This is a genomic window from Chryseobacterium sp. SIMBA_029 (assembly GCF_046535275.1).
GTDB lineage: Bacteria > Bacteroidota > Bacteroidia > Flavobacteriales > Weeksellaceae > Chryseobacterium.
Window position 1 is genome coordinate 1 of sequence record NZ_JAWRXA010000018.1, and the last position, 21,728, is coordinate 21,728.

The window sequence follows — 21,728 nt, forward strand, 5'->3', positions numbered from 1 at the left end:
GTCAATGCCTATTACGGCGTATCGAACGCCTATTCTGAAGTGGTATATGAGAATTCTCCACTCGCAAGAGTGGAACAACAGGCTTCCCCGGGAGCCGACTGGGAGAAAAACGGAGGCCATACCCGGAAGATGGAATATCTTTCTAATAATACCGGAGAGGTCAAAAGAATACAGGCGGTGACTTCATGGAATGCTGTTGCGATGATCAATGATGTTTCATTAATCTTTGCTCCCGATGATGCCTACACTTCCGGTGGATATTATAATGCTTCCACCTTGTACAAAACGGTAGCAAAAGATGAAGATGGAAAAGAAGCTTATTCATTTGTGGATTCTTCAGGCCGGAATATAATGATTCGGAAAATTAACAAAAAAAACAATGGAACGGTTGAAAATCTTGATACGTATTACGTATACGATGAATTTGGAAACCTGTCTTTCGTGATTCCTCCGAAAGCAGCCTTATTCAATACTGCTGCAGAACTTAATGGTAATTTAAATACCTTATGTTACCAGTATAAATATGATCAATATCAAAGGTTGGCGGAGAAAAAACTTCCGGGGAAAGACTGGGAATATTTTGTGTATGATAAGCAGAACAGACAGGTACTTGGCCAGGATGGAAACTTAAGAACCGCTGTTAATACATTTGGACAACGGGGCTGGATGTTCACTAAATATGATGCGTTGGGAAGATCCGTTTACTCAGGTTTCTTTGCCAATACAGGAACAAGGGCAGCCATGCAGACCGCTTTAAATAGCATGTCCGCCAATGCTCTGAATAATGAAAAGGCCAGTACTACAGCATTCAGCCAGAATAGTATGGATATCTACTATACCAAAGAGGCATTTCCTACTGGAAGTGTGACGGTCTTGAGTGTTAACTATTATGACGAATATCCGGCAGGGTCTCCGGCAGCACCAGCACAGATAAAAAATCAGGCAATATTAGCCGCATCTCCCACAACAATTGTTTCCAACGGATTTTCTTCTATAAGAAGTTTGAAAAACTCACCTACGGTAAGTTATGTAAGGAATGTTGAAAATAATGGCTGGACCTCTGCAGTGATCTGGTATGACACGAATGGCCGCCCGGTAGGTACCTACGGACAGAACCATTTGGGTGGATTTACCAAAACGGAAACTTTGCTGGATTTTGCAGGAAGAACTCTTGAGGTAGATACCCAGCATTCAAGAAATTCAGGAACGGCTGAAGTGGCAGTAACCGACAGATTTGTGTACAATCCACAACAATTCTTAAGTAAGCATTATCAGAAGATCAATACTAACGCTGAAGAACTGCTGGCAGATTATACTTATGATGAACTTGGTAAGCTCATCAATAAGAAAGTAGGAAATAATCTTCAAAATATCGATTATACCTATAATATCAGAGGTTGGCTTACAGGTATTAATCCTAATGATATCGAAACGCTGAATACTAAGCTTTTTGCCTACAAAATTAAATACAATACTGTAGAAGGAGCTGAGGTGCCCAACAACTCCTATACTGACCTGAAGGTAAAGCCCAAGTACAATGGTGGTATTGCTGAAGTAGATTGGAAAACAGCCTATGGAGCTAATGAACCGCTGAGAAGGTATGGATATGTATATGATGGTGCAGAACGTTTGCAGGCCGGATTCTTTCAACCAGGTTCCAATCCGTATACTAAGGAATATACGGAAGTGGTAGATTATGACCTGAATGGTAATATTTCTTCCCTTCTCAGAACCGGAGGTATTGTTAAGGCAAATGCTGAAGTAGCAGATGATCTGAAATATTATTATACCAATGGTGGTAACCAGCTGGATTATATTGAAGAGATGGGACAGGGAAATGCTCTGAGTGGATATCCTCTGCCACAAGGTATAGGAAAACAGATTACTTATGACCCGAATGGTAATATGATCAGTCATTTAGATAAAGGAATCACGAAAATTGCTTTTAACTTCCTGAATCTTCCGTCTGCAATAACGGGAGCATCTCCCGCAGCTTCTCTGAATTATATTTATTCTGCGGATGGAACTAAGGTACAGATGAGCAGGGATACGGAAATCAGCGATTATCTGGGGAACTTTCAATATACTAGTTCAGGGGGTAACATAATCTCATCTGTGCTTGCTAATGAAGAAGGGTATTATGATTTTAAGAATAGCAGGTATGTGTATCAGTACAAAGACCATCTTGGGAATATCAGGCTTTCATATGCAAGAAATACAGATGGCAGCCCCCAGATTCTGGAAGAAAACAGCTATTATCCTTTCGGACTAAAACATGCCGGTTATAATACGGGTGATACAACGAACAATAAATTTAAATATCTTTACAACGGAAAAGAACTTCAGGCCAATGGAAATTTAGATTATGGCTGGAGACAGTATATGCCGGATCTGGGGAGATGGAACGGGATGGATCAGCTGGCAGAAAGCTATCATTCTTTTAGCCCGTATGCGTATGTGATGAATAATCCATTATCTTTAATTGATCCGGATGGACGATTAACACAAAAATTTTTAACATCCATCTGGAATTCCTCTTCAAATAATGAACCTACTTATTGGTATAATATAGGTGGGTCTTTAGAGAGTAATAGTGGTGTGAAAATAGGCTATGAAGGAAATTATATGAGTTTAAACACAGCAATGGATGCAGAAGGAGGAGGCAATGAACCTGGGATTATACATATTCCTACTATAAGGCTTACTGGTAAGCATAATGAATGGGGACAAGCCTTTCAAGATGCTTTTAATAGTTTTGTAGAAAAGCTGAACAGCGAATGGTACAGTCTAGGTGGTAAAACCAACTGGTATTTAGGGAGTGCTGCAATAGCAATAGCTTTTAAAGGTGGAGTAAACTCTAAAAATATGTATTCACAAGGAATTAGAAGGGGAGTATCTGGAAATTATCAGTTAACAGGAAGAAATTTAAGTTTATTTGGCAAGGCACCCATGACAGAGGTTACACAACCTATTTCTAAAGTAGCAAAATTTGGAAAAGGTTTGGGGACAGCTTCATTTTATTTTGGCTTAGCATCTGATGGAATAGGAGTGCGAAATTATTTACAAAATCCAAATTCTAAAAATGCTGTGCATCCTGCAAAATTTGGATTAAATACCATCATGGGTATTGCTGGTAATTGGGGGGGGCCGATTGGTGCATCTATTGGGACAATTTATTTTGGAGTAGATAACAATTATGATGGACCAGGAGGACAAGGCTGGCCTGGATTTTTTAATGATGCAAATACAGATCAAAAAATGTTAGACGAAGGATTTAATCAAGCTGGTCCCTATAGATTTCATATAATGGGAGCACACGAACCTAAATAACTATACTTATGAAAAAAATAAAAAAAATATATTACTATTTTTTCTATAAAATATATAAATCAATCATTTATACATCTGAATCTTTAGGAGGCGAGTTTTTGACTGATTTTAAAACAATAGTTGCTCTAGGTGCATTAGAAATTTGGCTATTATTATCAATAGGAAATTACTATTCAAGTATCACTGGAGAAAATAGAGAATTAAGTATTCAGGATCCTATAGTTTTTTTTCCATTAATATTAATTTTTATTTTGAATTATTTTTCGTTTATCAATACAGACGTATGGAAAAAGTATAATGAAGAATTTGATAAATTGCCTGAAGCCAAAAATAAAAGAGGAGGAATTATAATTTGGAGTATAATAATTTTAATTATTGTTAATTTAATTTTTTCATTTTATTGCTTGAGCCAACAGTCTAGAAAATAATATTCAAATGGAGTTGTTATCTTTTTTCGGACAAAAGTTTTATACTTCTTAGACTCTATAAATCGAGAAAATTTTATAATGAATTAGGGCATTACACCAATGCCCTAATTTGAAATTAAATAAGTTTAAATAGCACAGGTGTTCTTCAGGCTATGAATACCAATAACTTCTATCCTTTTAGGTAAAACGTATTGGCGCTTCTTCTTATTCTAATTCTGGAAATTTTTATTTTTCTAAATACAGTGTAAAAAAATTACAGAAACAGGTTTTTTATGATTACGGCTGGAGACAGTATATGCCTGAAATAGGGAGATGGGGAGTAATGGATCAACTTTCTGAAAGTTATCTCTCTACCAGCCCTTATACCTATGTACTGAATAATCCTGTTAATATGTTTGATCCTGATGGAAGATTGTCTCAGGCATTTATTAGAGGTATTATGGGCTTTGCAAGTGGAACAACATTTTATAACAATAATGATAATACCTGGTCTATAAATGGCGGTAATATGGCTGTAGACGACAATGGGGTTTTAATCTCAGGGTATTCTTCCCGCAGAGATGTACCGGGAACTATTTATGTTTCTGAAGTTATAGTCAAAGGAAAAAAAGGAACGGGTTTTGGGGAAGGTACTTATAATGGTGCCGTTATGTATAGCGGTATTTTAGGAGCATTACAAGACTTAAATACTCAGCAGGCAATGAGTGCCTGGCAAACTGCCATCAACGAAACGGAAATCGGTAAGTCTATAGGTTCATTAGAAAAATTCCTGTTCTTGGAGATGCCTATGAGCTTTGCGGGCGGAGAGCTTCTTTCTGCAGGATGGAGAGCAAGCGGAATAGGGCAATACTTATGCAGACCTATAGGCAGGCTCACCAATGGTCTTATTAAAATCTGTTTCACAGAAGGAACGTTGGTGGCTGCAGAAAAAGGCAGCAAAAAGATTGAAGATATTAAAGAAGGCGATCTTGTATGGAGCTACAACGAAGAAACAGGTAAAAAAGAACTGAAAAAAGTAGTTGAGCTATCCCGCAATACATCTTCTTCATTAGTGAAAATCTCTGTAAACGGTACAGAAATTACCTGTACACCGGAACACCCGTTCTATGTAAACGGAAACTGGATAGAAGCTAAAAATCTTACAAAAGGAACACTTCTAACCATATTAGATGGAACAACTTCTCCTGTAGAATCTATTAATTTCTTGGATGGCAAAGTAAAAGTCTATAACTTTGAGGTAGAAGATAACCATAATTATTATGTTTCTGAGAAAGGAATTTTGGTGCATAATAACTGTGAATACACAAAAGAATTTATTCAAGGGTTTTATGTAAGAGGTATGACTACAATGGAAAATGGAGTTTATAACAGAACCGTTCAAGGCCTTGTTAATTATGAAGGAAAAAGCCTCTTCGAACTTGTAAGGGCATTTGAAAGTCAAGCTAAAAGTGCAGGCATGGATAAAGTTGTTATAAAAGGTGTTGATATTGTAGAAACTAGATTAATGAACTCAAGAGCAGCAGAACTTATGGGTTATACTTATAAAGAACTTAGTAAAAATAGTATAGAATTAGTAAAGTTTTTAAAATGATAAAAAATGTAAATATTATTAAATCTAAGTTTAAAAGAATTAAAAAAGATTTTTTTAAAACAGAGTTATACGAAAATTTAGATAAAAATGTACAAGAGCAAATAAAGGATAAAATATTATTTATAAATAATGAAATTCCTATTTTGGGTTATTTCGTTTCTGCAAATAGTTATTGGCTTTTAACAGATATGAGACTAATAACAGATAGTTTTATTATTTATCTTGATGACATTAAAATAATTAAGATCCCAGAAGTTTTTGATGAAGGAAAAAGCAATTCAGAATGTGAGAGTTTAGAAATTGTTAAAAAGAACTCTGATATTAACACTTTGAAATTAGAGAAATCAACATGGTATGTAATTTTTAATATTCTTAATTTTATTATAAGGCATTTAAGTTTAAAGAGTAGTCAAGGCTACTCTTTAATATTTGAAATAGAAGGCAACCATAATTATTATGTTTCTGAGAAAGCGATTTTGGTACATAATGATTGCGGAATTAGTGCAATTATTGATGCAATGCCATCTTGAAGTTTGTTATCTTTTTTCGGACAAAAGTTTTATACTTCTTATACTCTTTAAATCGAGAAAATTTCATAATGAATTAGGGCATTACACCAATGCCCTAATTTTAAAATTAAATAAGTTTAAACAGCGCAGGTGTTCTTCAGGCTATGGATACCAATAAACTTCTATCCTTTTGGGTAAACCGTATTGGCGCTTCTTCTTATTCTAATTCTGGGAATTTTTATTTTTCTAAATACAGTGTAAAAAAATTACAGAAAACAGGTTTTTTATGATTACGGCTGGAGACAGTATATGCCGGATCTGGGGAGATGGAACGGGATGGATCAGCTGCGGAAAGCTATCATTCTTTTAGCCCGTATACGTATGTGATGAATAATCCGGTCTCTTTCATAGATCATGATGGTATGCAGGTCAAACCTACCGGCAGGTTAAGCCACATTTATTGAAGAAAAAACAATCTATATTTCTGCTGTGACAGCTCACAAAAGATGGCAGACCTACTACTCTATTATTTTCATAAAAGGGTAACTGATCATCTGGAATACTTGACATTAGCCTGACTCGTTTTTTTTCAAACTTTAATACACGTTGTAACTCAAGCATCATTTACATAATATCTATTGCAATTAAAATTCACTCCCTAAATATCATTCGGACACTAGAAAAAAATAATGAACATCACCTTATTTTGATTTTTTTTAGTTTGTCAATACATTTGCATAAAAATAAAGTCATGAATTATACACTTGAGCTTAAAACTCAGGAATCTTACTCTAATGTTATTTTTAATACGATCATTTTTGATTCATTTAAGGTGAATATAGTTGAAAGATATACAGGCCGGATGAATTTCAATCCAAAATTATCTTATGCTTTATTTAAAGTCCGAACTCCAGAGAATGATATCATTAGAACAAGAGATGACAATGGAAGGGTTAAAATTAAAGGAAATCATTTTGATACTTACACCAAATTGACAGATGTGCTCAAATCTTATGATTACAAAAATAAGTTAATCAACAGACAGGAAGCACAAAGAGATTATGTTCATTTCATTTTAAGTTTAGTCATTGTTAATTATGAGATTAATTAAAAGTTTCATGTAGATATTACATTTAATTAAACATCTGTTTTACATACTAAAAACTCTCCTAAAATTAGGAGAGTAGATAATACGAATGCAAATACTGATGTATAAGTCCAGTTCAAAATTATTGGATATAACATTTTCCGTTTATGACTGAGATCATAAAGGCTGTACTTTAAGAATATTATTTAACACTACTTTTTGCTTTTTCAGATTCCATTAAATGGTGTTCTAAAGTGGGAAGTGTTTTGTTAGCAAAAGACTTTAAGGATGTTTCCTTACCCTCAGAGCTTTCTTTTTTAAATTCTTCAATGTCTTTTTTGTGATCGCTAACCATCAGATCAGTATACATACGGTCAAACTCCACTCCCTTTTTTGCTTTTAACTCATCATATTTTTTTTGCTGCTCAGCATCCAAACTACCTGGCAATGTATAGCCAGCTGCTGATGCCCATTTTTTGAGCTCTTCGTTGGCTTTGCTATGATCCTTGACCATCATCTCTCCCAGAGTTTTTACTGTAGCACCAGCAGCATTAGCAGCCGCTAACTGCCCCATCATCACTTCCATCAGTCCTCCTTTCGCAGCAGCATCAGCAAATTTTTTATCCTGATCACTGAGAGAATTCCCAGATGAAGAATTTGTGATTTTTGTCGAATCGCTAACCATAGTGGAAGAATCTACAGGAGCAGATACTGTTGTACTGTCTGTAGACTGAATTACCCTTGTTGTTTCCGTTTTTTTGCAGGCCATTAATGCAATGACAGCAAAAATTGTTAAAGCAGAATTTTTCATATTAATAAATTTTAGTAAGACAAAAATAAATTTTAAGACATTAAGAAATTATGATCTCGCTCATATACTTCTGATGGTTAAATATTTAATTTTGAATCACCAAAGAATTCCGTAAATACATTAATTACTAATTCATTAATAAAATAACGTATGAAAAATTTACTTTTACCTATCGTTGCAATAAGTCTTTTAGTTGCAGCCTGTAAAAAAAAAGACACAAACACAGGTACTACATATGCTGATTCTACCCAAGCACAAAGAAGTTATTCTGATACAGCAATTTCAAAACCAAAGGTTTCCAAAGACAGTTTAGGAAGCAGTGACAGCATCAACACAAAGACTCATATAGGCGGTAGAAAAACCAGCAATAACAATACCGGTAATGGCGCTGGTAATATTAATGCTGTAGTATCAGACAGTGCAAGGCCTGCCAGATAAAGCCAATCTCTTGTTGTCATAGAGATCTTTACTATACCTCTATTAGCTGATCATTTTTTCCAGCTGTGTAAATTGTTGTTCTTTGTTTATCAATAAAAAATCAAAATTATGAATAGGAAAGTAAAAATAGCATTCGGCTTATTAGCAGGCGGATCTTTACTCTTTTTGGCATTAAAAAAGAAAAAGAAGAAAGTTAAAATATTTTCAGCTCCTGATGGCAATATCTATGGAGAAAATCAAAACCTATATCACTTATGATAACAAAATATATAAAAACGGTAAAGAGATCCGTTTTAAAACACCTGAATCAGACCTAAATCATGTTATTACCTCAAAAAGTTATGAAGTAGATAACGAAAGTGTCTCCAAAAATTACCAATCGGTTGGCAGGAATGTAAGTTATCATCAAAAAGGAATAAGACATCAATAACGTTTAATCTATAACAAAAATTTATAGCTAAGGAACACTCTGTTTTCAAATGGAAACAGGATGTTCTTATTATTGTTAAAAACGCTATCTACAATAAATCGTTTTATTAGCTTTTGCTTTTCCATCTTATGAAGTTCTCTTATAACCGTTTATATCCGAAGACCAGTTAAACTAGCCAATTGATGCCTAGTTTAAGGAACCTCATTGCTGTATGGAATTTTTCGATTTTCCCGGACTTAATCCGAACGTTCCCGTTGGATATATAAATCTTTCAGCTTATTTTCAGTTCTCATATCCTAATCTATTTATTACATTCTGCTATATCTTCCACCCTTTCGAAGCCTTTAATGTCAAATCGAGACAAATAGCACCAATAAAAGCCATAGTCTATATTTCCTGATTCTCTGCACTAATTTCATCATCCAATTTAAATTCTATTACTATGGATGAGAGTAAAAAGACATTACAAGAATTAGAACAGCTTTCTGATATCTTACTGGTACTTGACAAAGCCAAAATGAAAATTCAGGCAGTTATCGGTATCGGAGAAAATGGAGAATTAAAAACGGTTGACCCGTCGAAAAAAAATCAGAACCAGTTTATGCGGGTAGATAAATCGGGAGATATCTTTTCCAATTTCTTTTCCAATTTTTTCAGCCAATTGAAAGACCCTACCCGATTTTCATTTTTTAAAGTACCATCCCTTGTGGCTATACAAAAGGCTAAAGAAATACAACAACAATTCAACCACCCTACAGAAGAGGGAAAGATACTCATAGAGTCTATGGAAGTAAAACCAGAAAATAATATTAAACCAGAAAATAAAATCGATATGGAAACAACACAGCCAACCACAGAACCTAATGACTACCGTTACCAACCACAGCAATTAGATTGGGAAACCCTTTCCAACCTTGGACTCAGTAAGGAACGACTAGAGAAACTGAATGTATTGGAACCTTTATTAAAGGGATATAAAACCAATGAACTTATTCCTATCAGCCTTAACCTTGGTACTGCCATTACAAAACTGGATGCACGGTTATCACTACAGCCGAATGATCAGGGACAAATCGTAGTTGCTATTCACGGAATCAGGAAAGAGCCTCAGTTCAATTTTCCTTTTTTTGGACATGAATTTACCAAGGAAGATAAAGAAAATCTTCTGACTACAGGAAATATGGGCAGAATAGTCGATCTCACCCATCCCAAATCCGGAGAAACAATACCTTCGATTATCAGTATCGACAGGCTTACCAATGAATTAATTGCTTTAAAAACTGATTACATCAAAATTCCAAATGAGATTAAAGGCGTAAAACTGGATGACCATCAAACACAAACTTTACTGGAAGGCAAACCTTTGTATATCGAAGGGATGATCTCTAAAAAGGGAGAGCCCTTCAATGCTTCTGTGCAGTTTAATGCAGATAAGAAATATGTAGAATTCCTGTTTGAGAGAAGAAATAACCACCAACAAACACAAAGTACAGAGCAAAGCCAGTCATCAGAGATTCCTGGAACGTTTAGAGGAAAAGAACTGAATGAGGAACAGTACACTCAATTTAAAGCCGGACAAACAGTCTACATTGATGATCTTACCGATAAGAAAGGTCAAAAATACCAGGGGTATATTACCTTTAATAAGGATACTGGTAAAATAGACTTCTCGTTCCAGAATCCAAACAAACTTAAAGAACAGATAAAGCCTGTAGAAGCTCATAAAACGCAGATCGCTGTTAACTCAGAAGGTAAAACGAATGAAGCCACTAAGAATATCAAAAAACCACTCCAATCGCGGCAACAAGTACCTAAAGACAAAAAACAGCAGGAACAGCAGAAAGTACCTGTTAAATCAGGAGGACGAAAAATATAGCCTATCCCTTGTTATTTGATAGAATATTAACCATCCACAAAAGTTACCCATGAAATTAATACTAGCAGAAAAACCAAGCGTAGCAAGAGAGATTGCCCATGTGCTGGGCGTAACTGAGAAAAAAGAAGGCTACCTGTCAGGTAATGGTTATTGTGTTACCTGGGCATTCGGCCATTTGGTTGGCTTAGGTATGCCTGAGGATTATGGGATTTCAGGATTTGAAAAAGAAACTCTTCCCATCCTTCCCCAACCCTTTCTACTGACTGTCAGAAAGGTCAAAAAAGAAAAAGGACTTGCTCCCGATAAAGGGGCATTGAAACAGCTTAAAGTGATTGAACAACTTTTCAATCGCTGTGAAAGCATTATTGCCGCTACGGACGCAGGAAGAGAAGGAGAACTTATTTTCAGATACATTTACCAATACCTGAAATGCACAAAACCTTTTGAGCGATTATGGATAAGCTCCCTTACCGAAAAAGCCATTAAGCAGGGATTTGAAAACTTAAGATGTGGTCATGATTTTGATGGGCTGTATCAGGCCGCTCAGAGCAGAAGCCGTGCCGACTGGCTGTTGGGAATCAATTCTACACAAGCATTAAGTATAGCTGCGGGTAATGGCATTTATTCACTGGGAAGGGTACAGACCCCGACATTGGCTTTAATATGCCGGCGTTATCTGGAAAATAAAGAATTTTCCGTACAGAAATACTGGCAGATAGAATTATTACACATCAGGAATTTTATTGAGTTTAAAAGTCTTTCCCAGACTCACCTTAGTAATAAAAAGCAGGCAGAAGACCTATTGAGATCCATCGAAAGGAACGGGAATACAGCAACGGTTACCTCTGTTACAACCAAAAATGTAACAGAGCAGCCTCCTCTATTATTTGACCTGACAGGTTTACAGAAGGAAGCCAATAAAAAACTTAACCTATCGGCTGAAGAAACGCTCACTATCGCACAGAGTCTGTACGAAAAGAAATTTATCACTTATCCCCGCACAGGAAGTAAATATATTCATGAAGATCTATGGACAGAAATTCCTCACCTGATAAGAGCTCTGCAGGAAAAGGAAGATTGCAAACAAGCAGTAAGTCAAATCAAATGGGGTCATTTCAACAAGCGTATCGTCAATGATCTAAGGGTTACGGATCACCATGGATTGCTTACCACAGAAAAAATCCCCTCGGCATTGCCTCCTAAAGAAAATGCAGTCTATGATTTAATTGCTTTTCGACTGCTGGAAGCTATTTCAACATCGTGCATAAAAGAAATTACTGATATTTCTTTACAGTCTCTCCACTATGATTTTATAGTAAAGGGCTGTAAGATTCTGGAAGCAGGGTGGCGCTCCATCCATGGCAGTTTTTCTGATGACACGGAGTCTATACAGGAACTTCCTGAAGTCAAAGAGGATGACGTGCTCAAAATTAAATCTGCCAGCATTCTGGAAAAGAAAACCCAACCACCTGTACTTTATACTGAAGCTGGGCTTCTTTCAGCCATGGAAAATGCAGGAATGCAGATCGAAAATATGGAGGAAAAGAAAGCGTTAAAAAATATTGGAATAGGTACTCCAGCTACCAGAGCTTCCATTATTGAAACCTTATGTACCCGAAATTATATTCAAAGAAACAATAAATCATTAATTCCCACTGAAAAAGGATTACAGGTTTATCAGCTCACTAAAGACAAGAAAATTGCTGATGTAGCCATGACCGCAGAATGGGAACTAGCCATGCAAAAAATCGAAAACAATGAGCTCAATCCCTCTGATTTTCAACATGAAATAGAGAATTACACAAGATCTGTTACGGATGAATTGCTTCAAATTACCATCGCACAGCCCAATCTTCCGAAACTCATTTGCCCCCAATGCAAGACCAATCAGCTGATGATACGGGATACCATTATCAAATGTCCTGACCAGGCCTGTAACTGGATGCAATTCCGCAGTGTTTGCGGAGTGCATATCAGTATAGAAGATATCAAAACCCTTATTAACAAAGGTAAAACCTCATTAATAAAAGGAATGAAAAGCAAAGCTGGAAAAAAGTTTGACGCTTATCTCGTTCTCAACAAGGATTATACAACATCTTTTGAATTTGAGAACAATAAAAACCCGCATCGAAAATAACTACCCTACTTTAATTATTAAAAAGAAATGAGCCTGATTGTTAATCGTCTCATTTTTTATTTCACCATTATTCCTGCTGTACTAGATGCTGTAAATCGGGGTCGTTTTTAATGCGTTCCAATTCCTTTTCAATGATCTGAACAACATCCTGCTTTATCTCTCTGTAATGAGCCTCAATTACCTGTTTCATGGTATCCTCACCATGGTCATTTACAAATGACAAAATCTCCGGTATCTTCTGATAATCTTTAGTTTCAGAAACCACCTTATCATTATCCACTACAATTTCAGCATGAAAAATTTTCTGTTCAATTCTCTCATCAAAATTATCCGATACAGCCCCCACAAAAATCCCCTGTGTAAGGGTAGAAATTTTAGAAGGCGGTATTAAACTGTCTAACTGAGTGGAGATGGATGTTGATGTATCATTTTTATTAATGGTCATACTTTGACGTTTCTGTAAGATCTTACCGAAACGCTCAGACAGGCTTTTAGCCGTCTCTCCCACTACCTGGCCACTGAAAATATTCCCTACGGTATTTTGTATTACCTTGCTTTCCTTATCGCCATAATCCCTTGTTAGTTGTGAAAAATCCTGAAATCCCAGACAAACAGCTACCTTATTACTTCTTGCGGTGGCTATGAGATTATCCAATCCTCTAAAGTAAATGGTTGGGAGCTCGTCGATAATAACCGAGCTCTTCAGTTGTCCTTTTTTATTAATCAGCTTAACAATACGCGAATTATACAACCCAAGCGCAGCAGAGTAAATATTCTGGCGGTCCGGATTATTTCCTACGCATAATATTTTAGGCTCATTAGGATTGTTGATATCCAGTGAAAAATCATCACCGGTCATCACCCAATACAAACTTGGAGAGATCATTCTCGACAAAGGTATTTTTGCCGATGCAATCTGACCCTGCAATTGGTCCTGTGCTCCACCCTGCCATGCGTCCATGAAAGAGGAAAGATAATTTTCCAAATCCGGATAAGAAGTCAGAATGGTAAATACATCCGAATATTTTTTATTGAGAAGCTCAATAGCATGGGGAAATGTACAGTATTTTCCGTTATCATATATTTTCAAAAACCAGATGATTGCTGCCAGCAGAATAATGGGTGATTCTACAAAGAAATCTCCCTGCTTTTGTATCCAGCTTCGGTTCAGATTCAGCATAATGGTATATGCTGCTTCATAGGCATCTGAAATATCCGTCATAAAATCCGGGTTTAGAGGATTACAACGGTGACTTTTTCTGGGATCATCAAAATTGATGATGTAAAATTTTGGTTTTACTTTATATTGATGCTGGTGCTTCAGCAAATGATTATAGGCAATGGTGGCAAGGTCATCAAACTTAAAATCGTAGATGTACATTGAAAAGCCCTTTTCAATCTGCTGCTTGATATAATTATTGATGATGGCATAGGATTTCCCCGATCCGGGCGTTCCTAATACGATGGTTGCCCTGAAAGGATTGACAATATTGATCCAGCCATTATTCCATTTTCCTTTATAATAAAACTTGGTGGGTAGATTGACCGAATATTCATTTTCCATCAGTCTGGTTTCCTGCATGAAACTTTCATTCTCATGGTTAAAAACGTCATCCATCATGTTGTGAGTCAGCAACCGATGCATCCATAGTCCAGCCATCAATAATACCATATAGCCCGAAATCAACGTCAGAATATAAAAGAAATCCCCAATTATAGGAGTTAACAACAGTAATGGTGTATTTAAGAAGTACAATATAAACCCGAAGAGTAGAGCTAGATTAATTTTAACCCACGTGATCTTCTCATTTTTCACCCCTTTTGTTCCCAGACAACTTAAAGCTAATAGGATCAATGCAAATACTTTGGTATAAATGGGATGAGAAAATAGATAGGCTGTTCTATGAAAATTATGCAGAATTTTATTGATGATCTCCAGTGTCCACCCTCTATCCAGGAAAAAACCATAACAATACCAGTATAGGTGCATCAAGATAATCAGTATACTTACCGCCCTCATTAATGCTATGATCTTCGCTAAACCTCTTACGTCGTCTTCTCCCTGCATTTCTGTAATATTTACTGTTAAGAAGTCGAATATAAATCCCTCCAAAAATCATCTTTATAAACTGGCAGGTAATGGCCGTATTTGGCATTATATCAATAGGACATTTTGCTTTTGATGATGCGTAATGCTTGGCTGAGAATGTTTAAATTTGTTTGTTTAAGAAAAGTATATGATACCTATACAAGCAAAATACATTGAACTTCTGGATACTATCGGGTCAACTATTGAAACAGCCCGGCAAAATGCTATCAAAGCTGTTAATACTGAGCTGGTAAAAGCAAATTGGGAAATTGGCAGGCATATTGTGGAATATGAGCAGCATGGACAGGAACGCGCAGAATATGGAAGCAACTTATTATCAACACTTTCTAAAGACTTAAAACAACGTTACGGCAAAGGATTTGGCAGGCGGAATATCCTGGATATGCGAAGGTTTTATCTTGCCTATCAAAAATGGCAGGCAGTGCCTGCCCAATTAAGCTGGACCCATATCGTCACTTTACTAGGGGTTTCAGATGACACTGCCAGAAAGTTCTACGAAAAACAAACCGTACTGGAGAACTGGGGTTACCGGGAACTTGAGCGACAGATTAACTCTTCCCTATTTGAACGTCTGGCACTGAGTAAAGATAAAAAAGGAGTCTTACAACTTGCCGAAAAGGGTCATATCATCACCGACTCAACAGAAGCTATAAAAGATCCCTATGTCCTCGACTTTCTTCAGCTACCTCAAAGCCACCGGGTGACGGAAAAAGCTCTGGAACAGAAAATCATTGATAATCTTCAATTGTTCCTCCTTGAATTAGGGAAAGGCTTTGCTTTCGTGGGACGACAATATAAAATATCGCTCCGTAACAGACACTTTTATATCGATCTTGTTTTCTACCATCGTATTTTAAAATGTTTTGTACTGATCGATTTAAAAATAAAGCAGGTTGAACATTATGATATCGGGCAAATGAATCTTTATCTGAATTACTTCAAATCAGAAGAAAACGTGGAAGATGACCATGAGCCCATCGGTATTATACTCTCTGCTGAAAAAGACGAAGTGCTGGTAGAATATGCAACAGGAGGTATTTCCAACAAAATCTTTGTTTCCAAATATCAGCTCTACTTACCTGATAAAAAAGAATTACAAAACAAGGTAAAAGCCATCCTGAATACAGAAAGCTAAAAAATGATTTGAGCAAGACCCATGAAGCTGCCTCAGCGTTTCCGTTTCTTTCTCTTTTTCATCCGATGAGCAAAATCCTGTTCGGAATCAACTTCTCCATTTGTAAAAGAGAAGAGTCCGCCTAATGCATCAATTACACCTGCTTCAGATTGATCAGAGATTTCCCTATTATCAAAGATATGATGTTGTTTTTCCAAAGAAAAATGCTCTAAGTCATATGCATCTGTAACTCTTCGCTTTTCATCAACAGGAATTTCTTTCTCTGGTCTTATATTATTTCCCCATCGTTCATTAAATGAGTTGGAAGAAAATTCTTTTCCCAAGCTTGAGCCGTTCCATACTGTTTTGGATTGATGATCAACAAAGGTGATCCCATACATAAGTCCTGAGTCATTTCTGCGAATTACTGTATTGATTCCCTGCTTTATTAACTTATTTTTAAAATCTTTTTCATTATCTGAAGATTGCATCGTACCGACAATGGCAGCTTTGATATGCACTTTTAATTCATTGTTTTTTAAAGTTTCCCGACACCTAATAAAGTGTGATTCCAAAGCTGGAAGCCCGCTACTTTTACCAAATAATGATGCTTTAAAAGGATGTCCTACTCGTTCTCCATTTGTATTCAACGGAAAATATAATAAACCGCCCTGCATTTTTCCATGAAGTTCACCCTCAACTTTTTCAGCACTTATATTAAAAAGTGAAAGCAGCGCATTGTATTCGCCTAATGTTCGGAACCTATAATATTTGGGAAGATGCCTTATTACAGAAGCAATCTGGCTTTTAACATTCCCGGCCTGATAATAAATCGGATTAAAAATCATTCCCTTTTTCTGATCCTTATTCCCGACTGTAGACTGAAGTCCATATTTTTGTTCAAGCTCCCTGCATATTTTCATAGACTTTTTTCTTTCAAACTGATCCGATATTTTTTTTCCATCTTCGTCTATGCAGACTGATACAATATGAATATGGGTGCGACTGATATCCATATGTTTAAATACTATATAAGGCTGTTCTCCATAGCCCATTTCCCGCATATAATCTTCTGCCATCTGTACAAAACACTCATCACTAACCTCATCTTTTGGATCAGGGTTAAGCGAAATATGCAGCGTATGCTTTTCAGTATTTCTATTAGCAGCCAAATAGGGATCAAAAGATTCAGCCAATTTTGAAACGGTATACTTCCCATCAGACGTTTCAATGATTTTATTGGTCAATAAAATTTTTCCATTTTCCTGTTCAACTTTCACATGATTATATGCCAATGCTCCATATAAATTACTTCCTCTTCCAATTTTTGCAATCATTTTCTTCTTATTTTTTCAAATGATTCCTATCAAATTCCTCTGTTATCTTAATAATCTTCTGACATAACACGGCCATTTCAGCAGTTTGCTTTTCCAATTTATACAGAAATACAGCGGCGTTCTTCTCCGAAAAATGAGTGTATAACAACTTAACCAACTGGTTATAATTCACTCCAATTGCACGAAACTGACTGTAAAAAGAGGTTAACCTCATGTAAAAATCTACAGTTCCTTTATCAATTATAACGGTTCTTATCTCCCTGGCAAATAATAAAGAGATAATAAATTTGGCTTTGTTGACCATTCCTGATGATTCAAAAAGCGACATTAACTTATCATTTTCCTCCTGAGTCAATCTAAATACATGACGGTGAATACTTGGATTGGTTTTAGGCTTCCTCCCTCCTTTCTTTCTGTAATTATTTTTTTTTGCATCCATTAGTATCAATTTTTAATTATTCAATAAAACCTCGACTTCGGAGTGTGGTTTTCAAGCTCCCAGCCGGGCAAGTTGTTTTGAGGCACTCAAAACACAACTTGCCGTGTTCTGGTGAACACTATAATCCCTCTCACTCGATGCATTCGATATAATAAGGAAAAGCAGTAAGCTTTTCACCTCAGTGTATCTTTTCCTCTTTCTTTCTCACACAACATTTGTACACCTCCAAAACAACAACTCATTTACAAAGTAAAGTTCTATATAACAAACTATTGCTATCGAAAACAGGATCAAATACTGCCACTCAATGTCAAGATCTACCAGAGATCATTCCTCTTATCCATCAATCTCTTTCTTTACCCTAAAGTTGTAATACGGGATATAAAAAGGGTATTCACGTAAGAAAATAAAAAGGAAATGCATACTGGAAGTTTATTATAAAAGCATACAGTTATAAAAGTATAAAAGCAGTAAAGCATTTTACATCTTGTAAGACCTGCTAATTTCTAAAGAATAGAATTAGCTGGGCAGGCAGAAAAGCATATCTATTTGAAAGCAAAACCCCAAAAATACTCGCAGAAATACATAAAGGAAGAACAATGTAAAAACATAGACCTCTACTGCACTACAACATAACAAGACAACTATAAATTTTTAAATAATGGAAACAATAAAGAAAACTTTAAAAATCAGCTTCTCTACTCAAAAAGGAGGTGTCGGAAAATCGACTATGACCACCTTGCTTGCCAGTATTCTTCATTACCGTTTAGGGTTCAATGTGGTCATTATGGATTGTGATTTCCCTCAGCACAGTATAAGCAATATGCGGGAACGGGATAAGAAGACCATCATGGAAAATGACTATCACAAGAAGTCAGCCATGAAGCAGTTCCAATCTATCAATAAGAAAGCCTACCCTATTATCAAATGCAAATCTGAAAATGCATTGGACCAAGCGTTAGAATACATACAACAATCCACAGTTATCCCTGAGGTTGTATTTTTTGATCTGCCCGGAACAGCTAATACAAAAGGTGTTCTGACTACATTAAAGGCGATGGACTTTATCTTTTCGCCTATCACTGCTGACCGTCTTGTGGTAGAAAGTACATTAGGATTCACCAAGGCTTTTCTCGGACTTCCGCAAAGCAGTGGAGACCATCACAATCAGGCGCTATGGTTGTTTTGGAATCAGGTCGATGGAAGAGAAAAAACAGGTCTGTATAATGGCTATGAACATGTCATTCATGAGCTTCAACTGCCTATTATGAAAACAAGAATCATGGACAGTAAGCGCTTTAGAAAAGAGTCCGATGACAGTGGTAATTATGTATTCCGATCAAGTTTGCTACCTGCTGAAACTCATCTTATGAAAGCAACGAGAATGGACTTGTTCGTCGAGGAATTTTTAAGCATCGTTCATCTTTAAAAATATCTTACCATGGCTAAGGATAACAAAAACAGCGATTTTGATAAACCCCACGTAGATGAGGAATATTTGATGAATATTATTAGCGGAGAAGAAATTCTGCCCCCCTCTGAGATCAAATACCAAGATCCTCCCCAAGAAAATAAACCTAAAGAAAAGATCAGAAGCAATTCATCAAAAAAAGCAGGTTACCAGGAAACATTTCTAACTAACAGATTTCCATCGGGGCGTAACGGCAAAGTAGTCTACATACGTCCCGAATACCACGAAAGGCTGCTTAGGCTTGTTCAGTTAACAAGAGATGAAAAAACAACCCTCTATTCTTATATAGACAATATTCTGGAATATCATTTCAGAGAGTTTGGGGATGATATTACCCATTATTTCAATCAGCGTTTCAAACCAATTTTATAAGCAATGGAAATACTTATCATTACTTGCCTGCTGATCATTATAATATTGCTCTTGCAGGATAAGATCACAGACAACACAAGACCAGCTAAAATTCAAAGATCAAGCAAAAACAATATGGAATTCCCTGTCATTATAGGAGAACCCACAACTAAAGGACGATATTATAAGCAAGGTACTTCCTCAGAGCGCCAAATTCAGGAACTGGAAATAAATCCTGATAATTTAGACATAGAATATGACATTCATGAAAATCTCAGAGTTCAGCTTGCTCATAAAGAACAGGGCCCGATTTTAATGACTAGCCCTAATTATGATGAGGAGGAAGAAGAATGGAAAAAATACAGAATATCCGGTAAGGATAACGGTTTTGCCCAAGGGGTTACCTTTGAAGAACTAAGCTCCGTGGAGACGATGCTGCAAAGAGATCATTTGGAGTCATCTCAAAAGGAAACAGCGGCAGCCATTGTTCAGAAAATACATGGAACCGAATTATTCAATCTACTGGAAAATTCTATGGAAAGTGCTTCCCGTCAAATAGCTGAGTTACTTGACGGGAGCCTTTCTCATCGAGCAGAAACCGACTCTTCTCATGTTAAGAAAAATGATTTGAACGATTTTGACATTAAGGAGTATTTATAACACCTTATTTTTAACCTATAACCACAAATTTTTAAGCAATAACAGTATTGTATTAACATGAAAACAGCCAAAACAAAGACCTCCATAGTGGTTTTCGTTAAAACAAATGTCTGTTTTCCTGTAAATATTCTTCTATAATACGTGATTTTCTTGAAATTAAATGTGTAATAGTATCCCGATCCGGTTCAGGAATTTTGATGGTCAGCTCATCAAGTTCCACAATATGGGTAATTTTGCTTTCTTGACTAACTGATCAAACAATTCTTCTGATGTTATATTTACATATTCAATGCTACGCCCGATCACATGAGATAGTTTTGCTACCATTTCTACATGGCTAATGGCTTGCGGCCGGCACGAACCACCTATTTTTCTTTTATTTCTTTGGGTATCAGTAAATAATTGACGACTATATTAGCTACATCACGACAATCGATATAATTTCTCCGGGCATTACCCAATGCTCCGTAAATTTCCCCAAAATACTGAACGTTAAAAGTATTTCGTTCCCAGTTTTGCATAAAAGAATGTGGCCTCAGGCAACAAAATTCATCCATATTTTGCGAAAGATAGTCATCTATTTTACCATACCATTGGCTTACCTCTACCTATGCAGGCAACTTAACTATGGGAGCCTATAACTTAACGATCTGCCTTTTACCACTTTACCTGGCTGCGTCAATAATATTAATTTCATACTCCACCTGATGGGGAGCAGTTGCCGTTAAAAGAAACAAAGCATCAGCTCCTTTGCAAACTTCTTTAAGTTGATTAAGAGAATTTAAATTGGCACTCACATAGGTTATATTCGATAGACCTTCCGAATGGTACAGGATAAGGTCTTTCAGGATTCTGCAGAACACTTATCGCCATACAATCACGGCCCCCTGCCGGTACATCCAAATAACGATAACTGGTATCATTTTTTTCATTGAAATAAATTTGTTCTTTTAATACAAATAAAACGGTTATTATCTCTGGTTTTCATCCGTGTTCCCTTCAACTTATCTTCCATTATTTCTAAGTTTGGTATTTATATTCATGAGTCTTTATAGGTAATGGGTAACGGGACAAACTCCGGGAGTAACCCTTTACGTAAGTGTATCAAAATATGATTATGAGATAGAGAGTGGAGAATTCCGGATTTCCGCATATAACAGTACACCACTTTCTACCCATGAAGTGACTGAACACAAAAAAGATCAGTGCCTCTCCAAATCCGTTCTGTGATCTTCTGACAATTTCTCATGTATCCGAAGTAAAATCAGTGAGTGTTGCGGATACTTCAGGAAGACTGGTTAAAACCATTGAAAACCCTCTATCTGGGCGATTTAAAAGAAGGAATTTATTTTATTACCTTACAATCGAATGAAATTATTAAAAACTGTTGTATCATTTATGCTAGACAATCACGGGATACGTGTGTTGGACGCGCATTAATTATTAAAACACACTATATCAATTAGTTAAAACTATGATGTATGTGTGCTGTATGTTAGTTTTTTGTCTTATGTATTTTTTGTTCTAAAATTGCAGTGTATTCATATACAATTAATCAAAAATTAGAAAATTATTATTTAAGAGGGTATCTGCTTATATAATTCTCAGG

General features: G+C 36.2%; 19 protein-coding genes. 14 read left to right on the forward strand and 5 right to left on the reverse strand.

Annotated elements, in window-relative coordinates; translation table 11 throughout:
• From SB679_RS22460 to SB679_RS22480, 5 genes are all read left to right on the forward strand, one after another.
• Window positions 1–3,330, forward strand: a 3,330-nt coding sequence (locus tag SB679_RS22460) for an RHS repeat domain-containing protein (protein ID WP_410704526.1), incomplete at its 5' end; no start/stop codon positions are given.
• 8 nt (window positions 3,331–3,338) lie between these two features.
• Window positions 3,339–3,758, forward strand: a complete 420-nt coding sequence (locus tag SB679_RS22465; protein ID WP_410704527.1) for a hypothetical protein — start codon at window positions 3,339–3,341, stop codon at window positions 3,756–3,758.
• A gap of 190 nt (window positions 3,759–3,948) precedes the next feature.
• Window positions 3,949–5,349 carry a polymorphic toxin-type HINT domain-containing protein gene (locus SB679_RS22470; protein WP_410704566.1) on the forward strand — a complete coding sequence of 467 codons (1,401 nt, stop codon included), beginning with the start codon at window positions 3,949–3,951 and terminating at the stop codon, window positions 5,347–5,349.
• On the forward strand, window positions 5,346–5,879 hold the full coding sequence (locus SB679_RS22475) for a hypothetical protein (protein WP_410704528.1): 534 nt from the start codon (window positions 5,346–5,348) through the stop codon (window positions 5,877–5,879). The genes SB679_RS22470 and SB679_RS22475 overlap by 4 nt, the downstream gene beginning before the upstream one ends.
• Window positions 5,880–6,609: 730 nt before the next feature.
• Window positions 6,610–6,969, forward strand: a complete 360-nt coding sequence (locus SB679_RS22480) for a prevent-host-death protein (protein WP_410704529.1) — start codon at window positions 6,610–6,612, stop codon at window positions 6,967–6,969.
• A 178-nt stretch (window positions 6,970–7,147) separates the two neighbouring features.
• Here SB679_RS22480 and SB679_RS22485 read toward each other — a convergent pair whose 3' ends face one another.
• Window positions 7,148–7,756, reverse strand: a complete 609-nt coding sequence (locus SB679_RS22485) for a DUF4142 domain-containing protein (RefSeq protein ID WP_410704530.1) — start codon at window positions 7,754–7,756, stop codon at window positions 7,148–7,150.
• 150 nt (window positions 7,757–7,906) lie between these two features.
• Here SB679_RS22485 and SB679_RS22490 point away from each other — a divergent pair, with 150 nt between their 5' ends.
• From SB679_RS22490 to SB679_RS22510, 5 genes are all read left to right on the forward strand, one after another.
• Window positions 7,907–8,194 (forward strand): hypothetical protein, encoded by a 288-nt coding sequence (locus SB679_RS22490; RefSeq protein WP_410704531.1) that lies wholly within the window; start codon window positions 7,907–7,909, stop codon window positions 8,192–8,194.
• 108 nt (window positions 8,195–8,302) lie between these two features.
• Window positions 8,303–8,452 (forward strand): hypothetical protein, encoded by a 150-nt coding sequence (locus SB679_RS22495; RefSeq protein WP_410704532.1) that lies wholly within the window; start codon window positions 8,303–8,305, stop codon window positions 8,450–8,452.
• Complete coding sequence (locus SB679_RS22500) at window positions 8,421–8,624, forward strand: hypothetical protein (protein WP_410704533.1); 204 nt, start codon at window positions 8,421–8,423, stop codon at window positions 8,622–8,624. The genes SB679_RS22495 and SB679_RS22500 overlap by 32 nt, the downstream gene beginning before the upstream one ends.
• Before the next feature lie 442 nt (window positions 8,625–9,066).
• On the forward strand, window positions 9,067–10,500 hold the full coding sequence (locus SB679_RS22505) for a DUF3945 domain-containing protein (RefSeq protein ID WP_410704534.1): 1,434 nt from the start codon (window positions 9,067–9,069) through the stop codon (window positions 10,498–10,500).
• Between the two features lie 49 nt (window positions 10,501–10,549).
• Window positions 10,550–12,637, forward strand: coding sequence for a DNA topoisomerase 3 (locus SB679_RS22510; protein ID WP_410704535.1), 2,088 nt, complete (start codon window positions 10,550–10,552; stop codon window positions 12,635–12,637).
• A gap of 67 nt (window positions 12,638–12,704) precedes the next feature.
• Here SB679_RS22510 and mobC read toward each other — a convergent pair whose 3' ends face one another.
• Window positions 12,705–14,705 carry a conjugal transfer protein MobC gene (mobC, locus tag SB679_RS22515; RefSeq protein ID WP_410704567.1) on the reverse strand — a complete coding sequence of 667 codons (2,001 nt, stop codon included), beginning with the start codon at window positions 14,703–14,705 and terminating at the stop codon, window positions 12,705–12,707.
• 169 nt (window positions 14,706–14,874) lie between these two features.
• Between mobC and SB679_RS22520 the strand changes: the two genes are divergently transcribed.
• Window positions 14,875–15,882 carry a PDDEXK nuclease domain-containing protein gene (locus SB679_RS22520; RefSeq protein WP_410704536.1) on the forward strand — a complete coding sequence of 336 codons (1,008 nt, stop codon included), beginning with the start codon at window positions 14,875–14,877 and terminating at the stop codon, window positions 15,880–15,882.
• A gap of 32 nt (window positions 15,883–15,914) precedes the next feature.
• Here SB679_RS22520 and mobB read toward each other — a convergent pair whose 3' ends face one another.
• Window positions 15,915–17,198 (reverse strand): conjugal transfer protein MobB, encoded by a 1,284-nt coding sequence (mobB, locus tag SB679_RS22525; RefSeq protein WP_410704537.1) that lies wholly within the window; start codon window positions 17,196–17,198, stop codon window positions 15,915–15,917.
• A gap of 7 nt (window positions 17,199–17,205) precedes the next feature.
• Window positions 17,206–17,637, reverse strand: a complete 432-nt coding sequence (gene mobA / locus SB679_RS22530) for a conjugal transfer protein MobA (RefSeq protein ID WP_410704538.1) — start codon at window positions 17,635–17,637, stop codon at window positions 17,206–17,208.
• Between the two features lie 661 nt (window positions 17,638–18,298).
• Between mobA and SB679_RS22535 the strand changes: the two genes are divergently transcribed.
• The 3 genes from SB679_RS22535 to SB679_RS22545 are packed head-to-tail and all read left to right on the forward strand — an operon-like array spanning window position 18,299 to window position 20,119.
• Window positions 18,299–19,066: a ParA family protein gene (locus SB679_RS22535; RefSeq protein WP_410704539.1), complete on the forward strand. Its 768-nt coding sequence runs from the start codon at window positions 18,299–18,301 to the stop codon at window positions 19,064–19,066.
• 12 nt (window positions 19,067–19,078) lie between these two features.
• Entirely contained in the window at window positions 19,079–19,480 is a 402-nt protein-coding gene (locus SB679_RS22540) for a DUF3408 domain-containing protein (protein ID WP_410704540.1), read from the forward strand.
• Between the two features lie 3 nt (window positions 19,481–19,483).
• Complete coding sequence (locus SB679_RS22545; RefSeq protein WP_410704541.1) at window positions 19,484–20,119, forward strand: conjugal transfer protein TraD; 636 nt, start codon at window positions 19,484–19,486, stop codon at window positions 20,117–20,119.
• Window positions 20,120–20,784: 665 nt separating this feature from the next.
• Here the strand turns inward: SB679_RS22545 and SB679_RS22550 are convergent.
• On the reverse strand, window positions 20,785–20,982 hold the full coding sequence (locus tag SB679_RS22550) for a hypothetical protein (protein ID WP_410704542.1): 198 nt from the start codon (window positions 20,980–20,982) through the stop codon (window positions 20,785–20,787).
• Between the last annotated feature and the right edge of the window lie 746 nt (window positions 20,983–21,728).

Coding starts and splice junctions, on each gene's coding strand:
- SB679_RS22505 (WP_410704534.1), top strand. CDS start 9,067: ATGGATGAGAGTAAAAAGACATTACAAGAATTAGAACAGCTTTCTGAT.
- SB679_RS22540 (WP_410704540.1), top strand. CDS start 19,079: ATGGCTAAGGATAACAAAAACAGCGATTTTGATAAACCCCACGTAGAT.
- SB679_RS22510 (WP_410704535.1), top strand. CDS start 10,550: ATGAAATTAATACTAGCAGAAAAACCAAGCGTAGCAAGAGAGATTGCC.
- SB679_RS22485 (WP_410704530.1), bottom strand. CDS start 7,756: ATGAAAAATTCTGCTTTAACAATTTTTGCTGTCATTGCATTAATGGCC.
- SB679_RS22535 (WP_410704539.1), top strand. CDS start 18,299: ATGGAAACAATAAAGAAAACTTTAAAAATCAGCTTCTCTACTCAAAAA.
- mobC (WP_410704567.1), bottom strand. CDS start 14,705: ATGCAGGGAGAAGACGACGTAAGAGGTTTAGCGAAGATCATAGCATTA.
- SB679_RS22495 (WP_410704532.1), top strand. CDS start 8,303: ATGAATAGGAAAGTAAAAATAGCATTCGGCTTATTAGCAGGCGGATCT.
- SB679_RS22475 (WP_410704528.1), top strand. CDS start 5,346: ATGATAAAAAATGTAAATATTATTAAATCTAAGTTTAAAAGAATTAAA.
- mobB (WP_410704537.1), bottom strand. CDS start 17,198: ATGATTGCAAAAATTGGAAGAGGAAGTAATTTATATGGAGCATTGGCA.
- SB679_RS22520 (WP_410704536.1), top strand. CDS start 14,875: ATGATACCTATACAAGCAAAATACATTGAACTTCTGGATACTATCGGG.
- mobA (WP_410704538.1), bottom strand. CDS start 17,637: ATGGATGCAAAAAAAAATAATTACAGAAAGAAAGGAGGGAGGAAGCCT.
- SB679_RS22545 (WP_410704541.1), top strand. CDS start 19,484: ATGGAAATACTTATCATTACTTGCCTGCTGATCATTATAATATTGCTC.
- SB679_RS22465 (WP_410704527.1), top strand. CDS start 3,339: ATGAAAAAAATAAAAAAAATATATTACTATTTTTTCTATAAAATATAT.
- SB679_RS22500 (WP_410704533.1), top strand. CDS start 8,421: ATGGAGAAAATCAAAACCTATATCACTTATGATAACAAAATATATAAA.
- SB679_RS22490 (WP_410704531.1), top strand. CDS start 7,907: ATGAAAAATTTACTTTTACCTATCGTTGCAATAAGTCTTTTAGTTGCA.
- SB679_RS22480 (WP_410704529.1), top strand. CDS start 6,610: ATGAATTATACACTTGAGCTTAAAACTCAGGAATCTTACTCTAATGTT.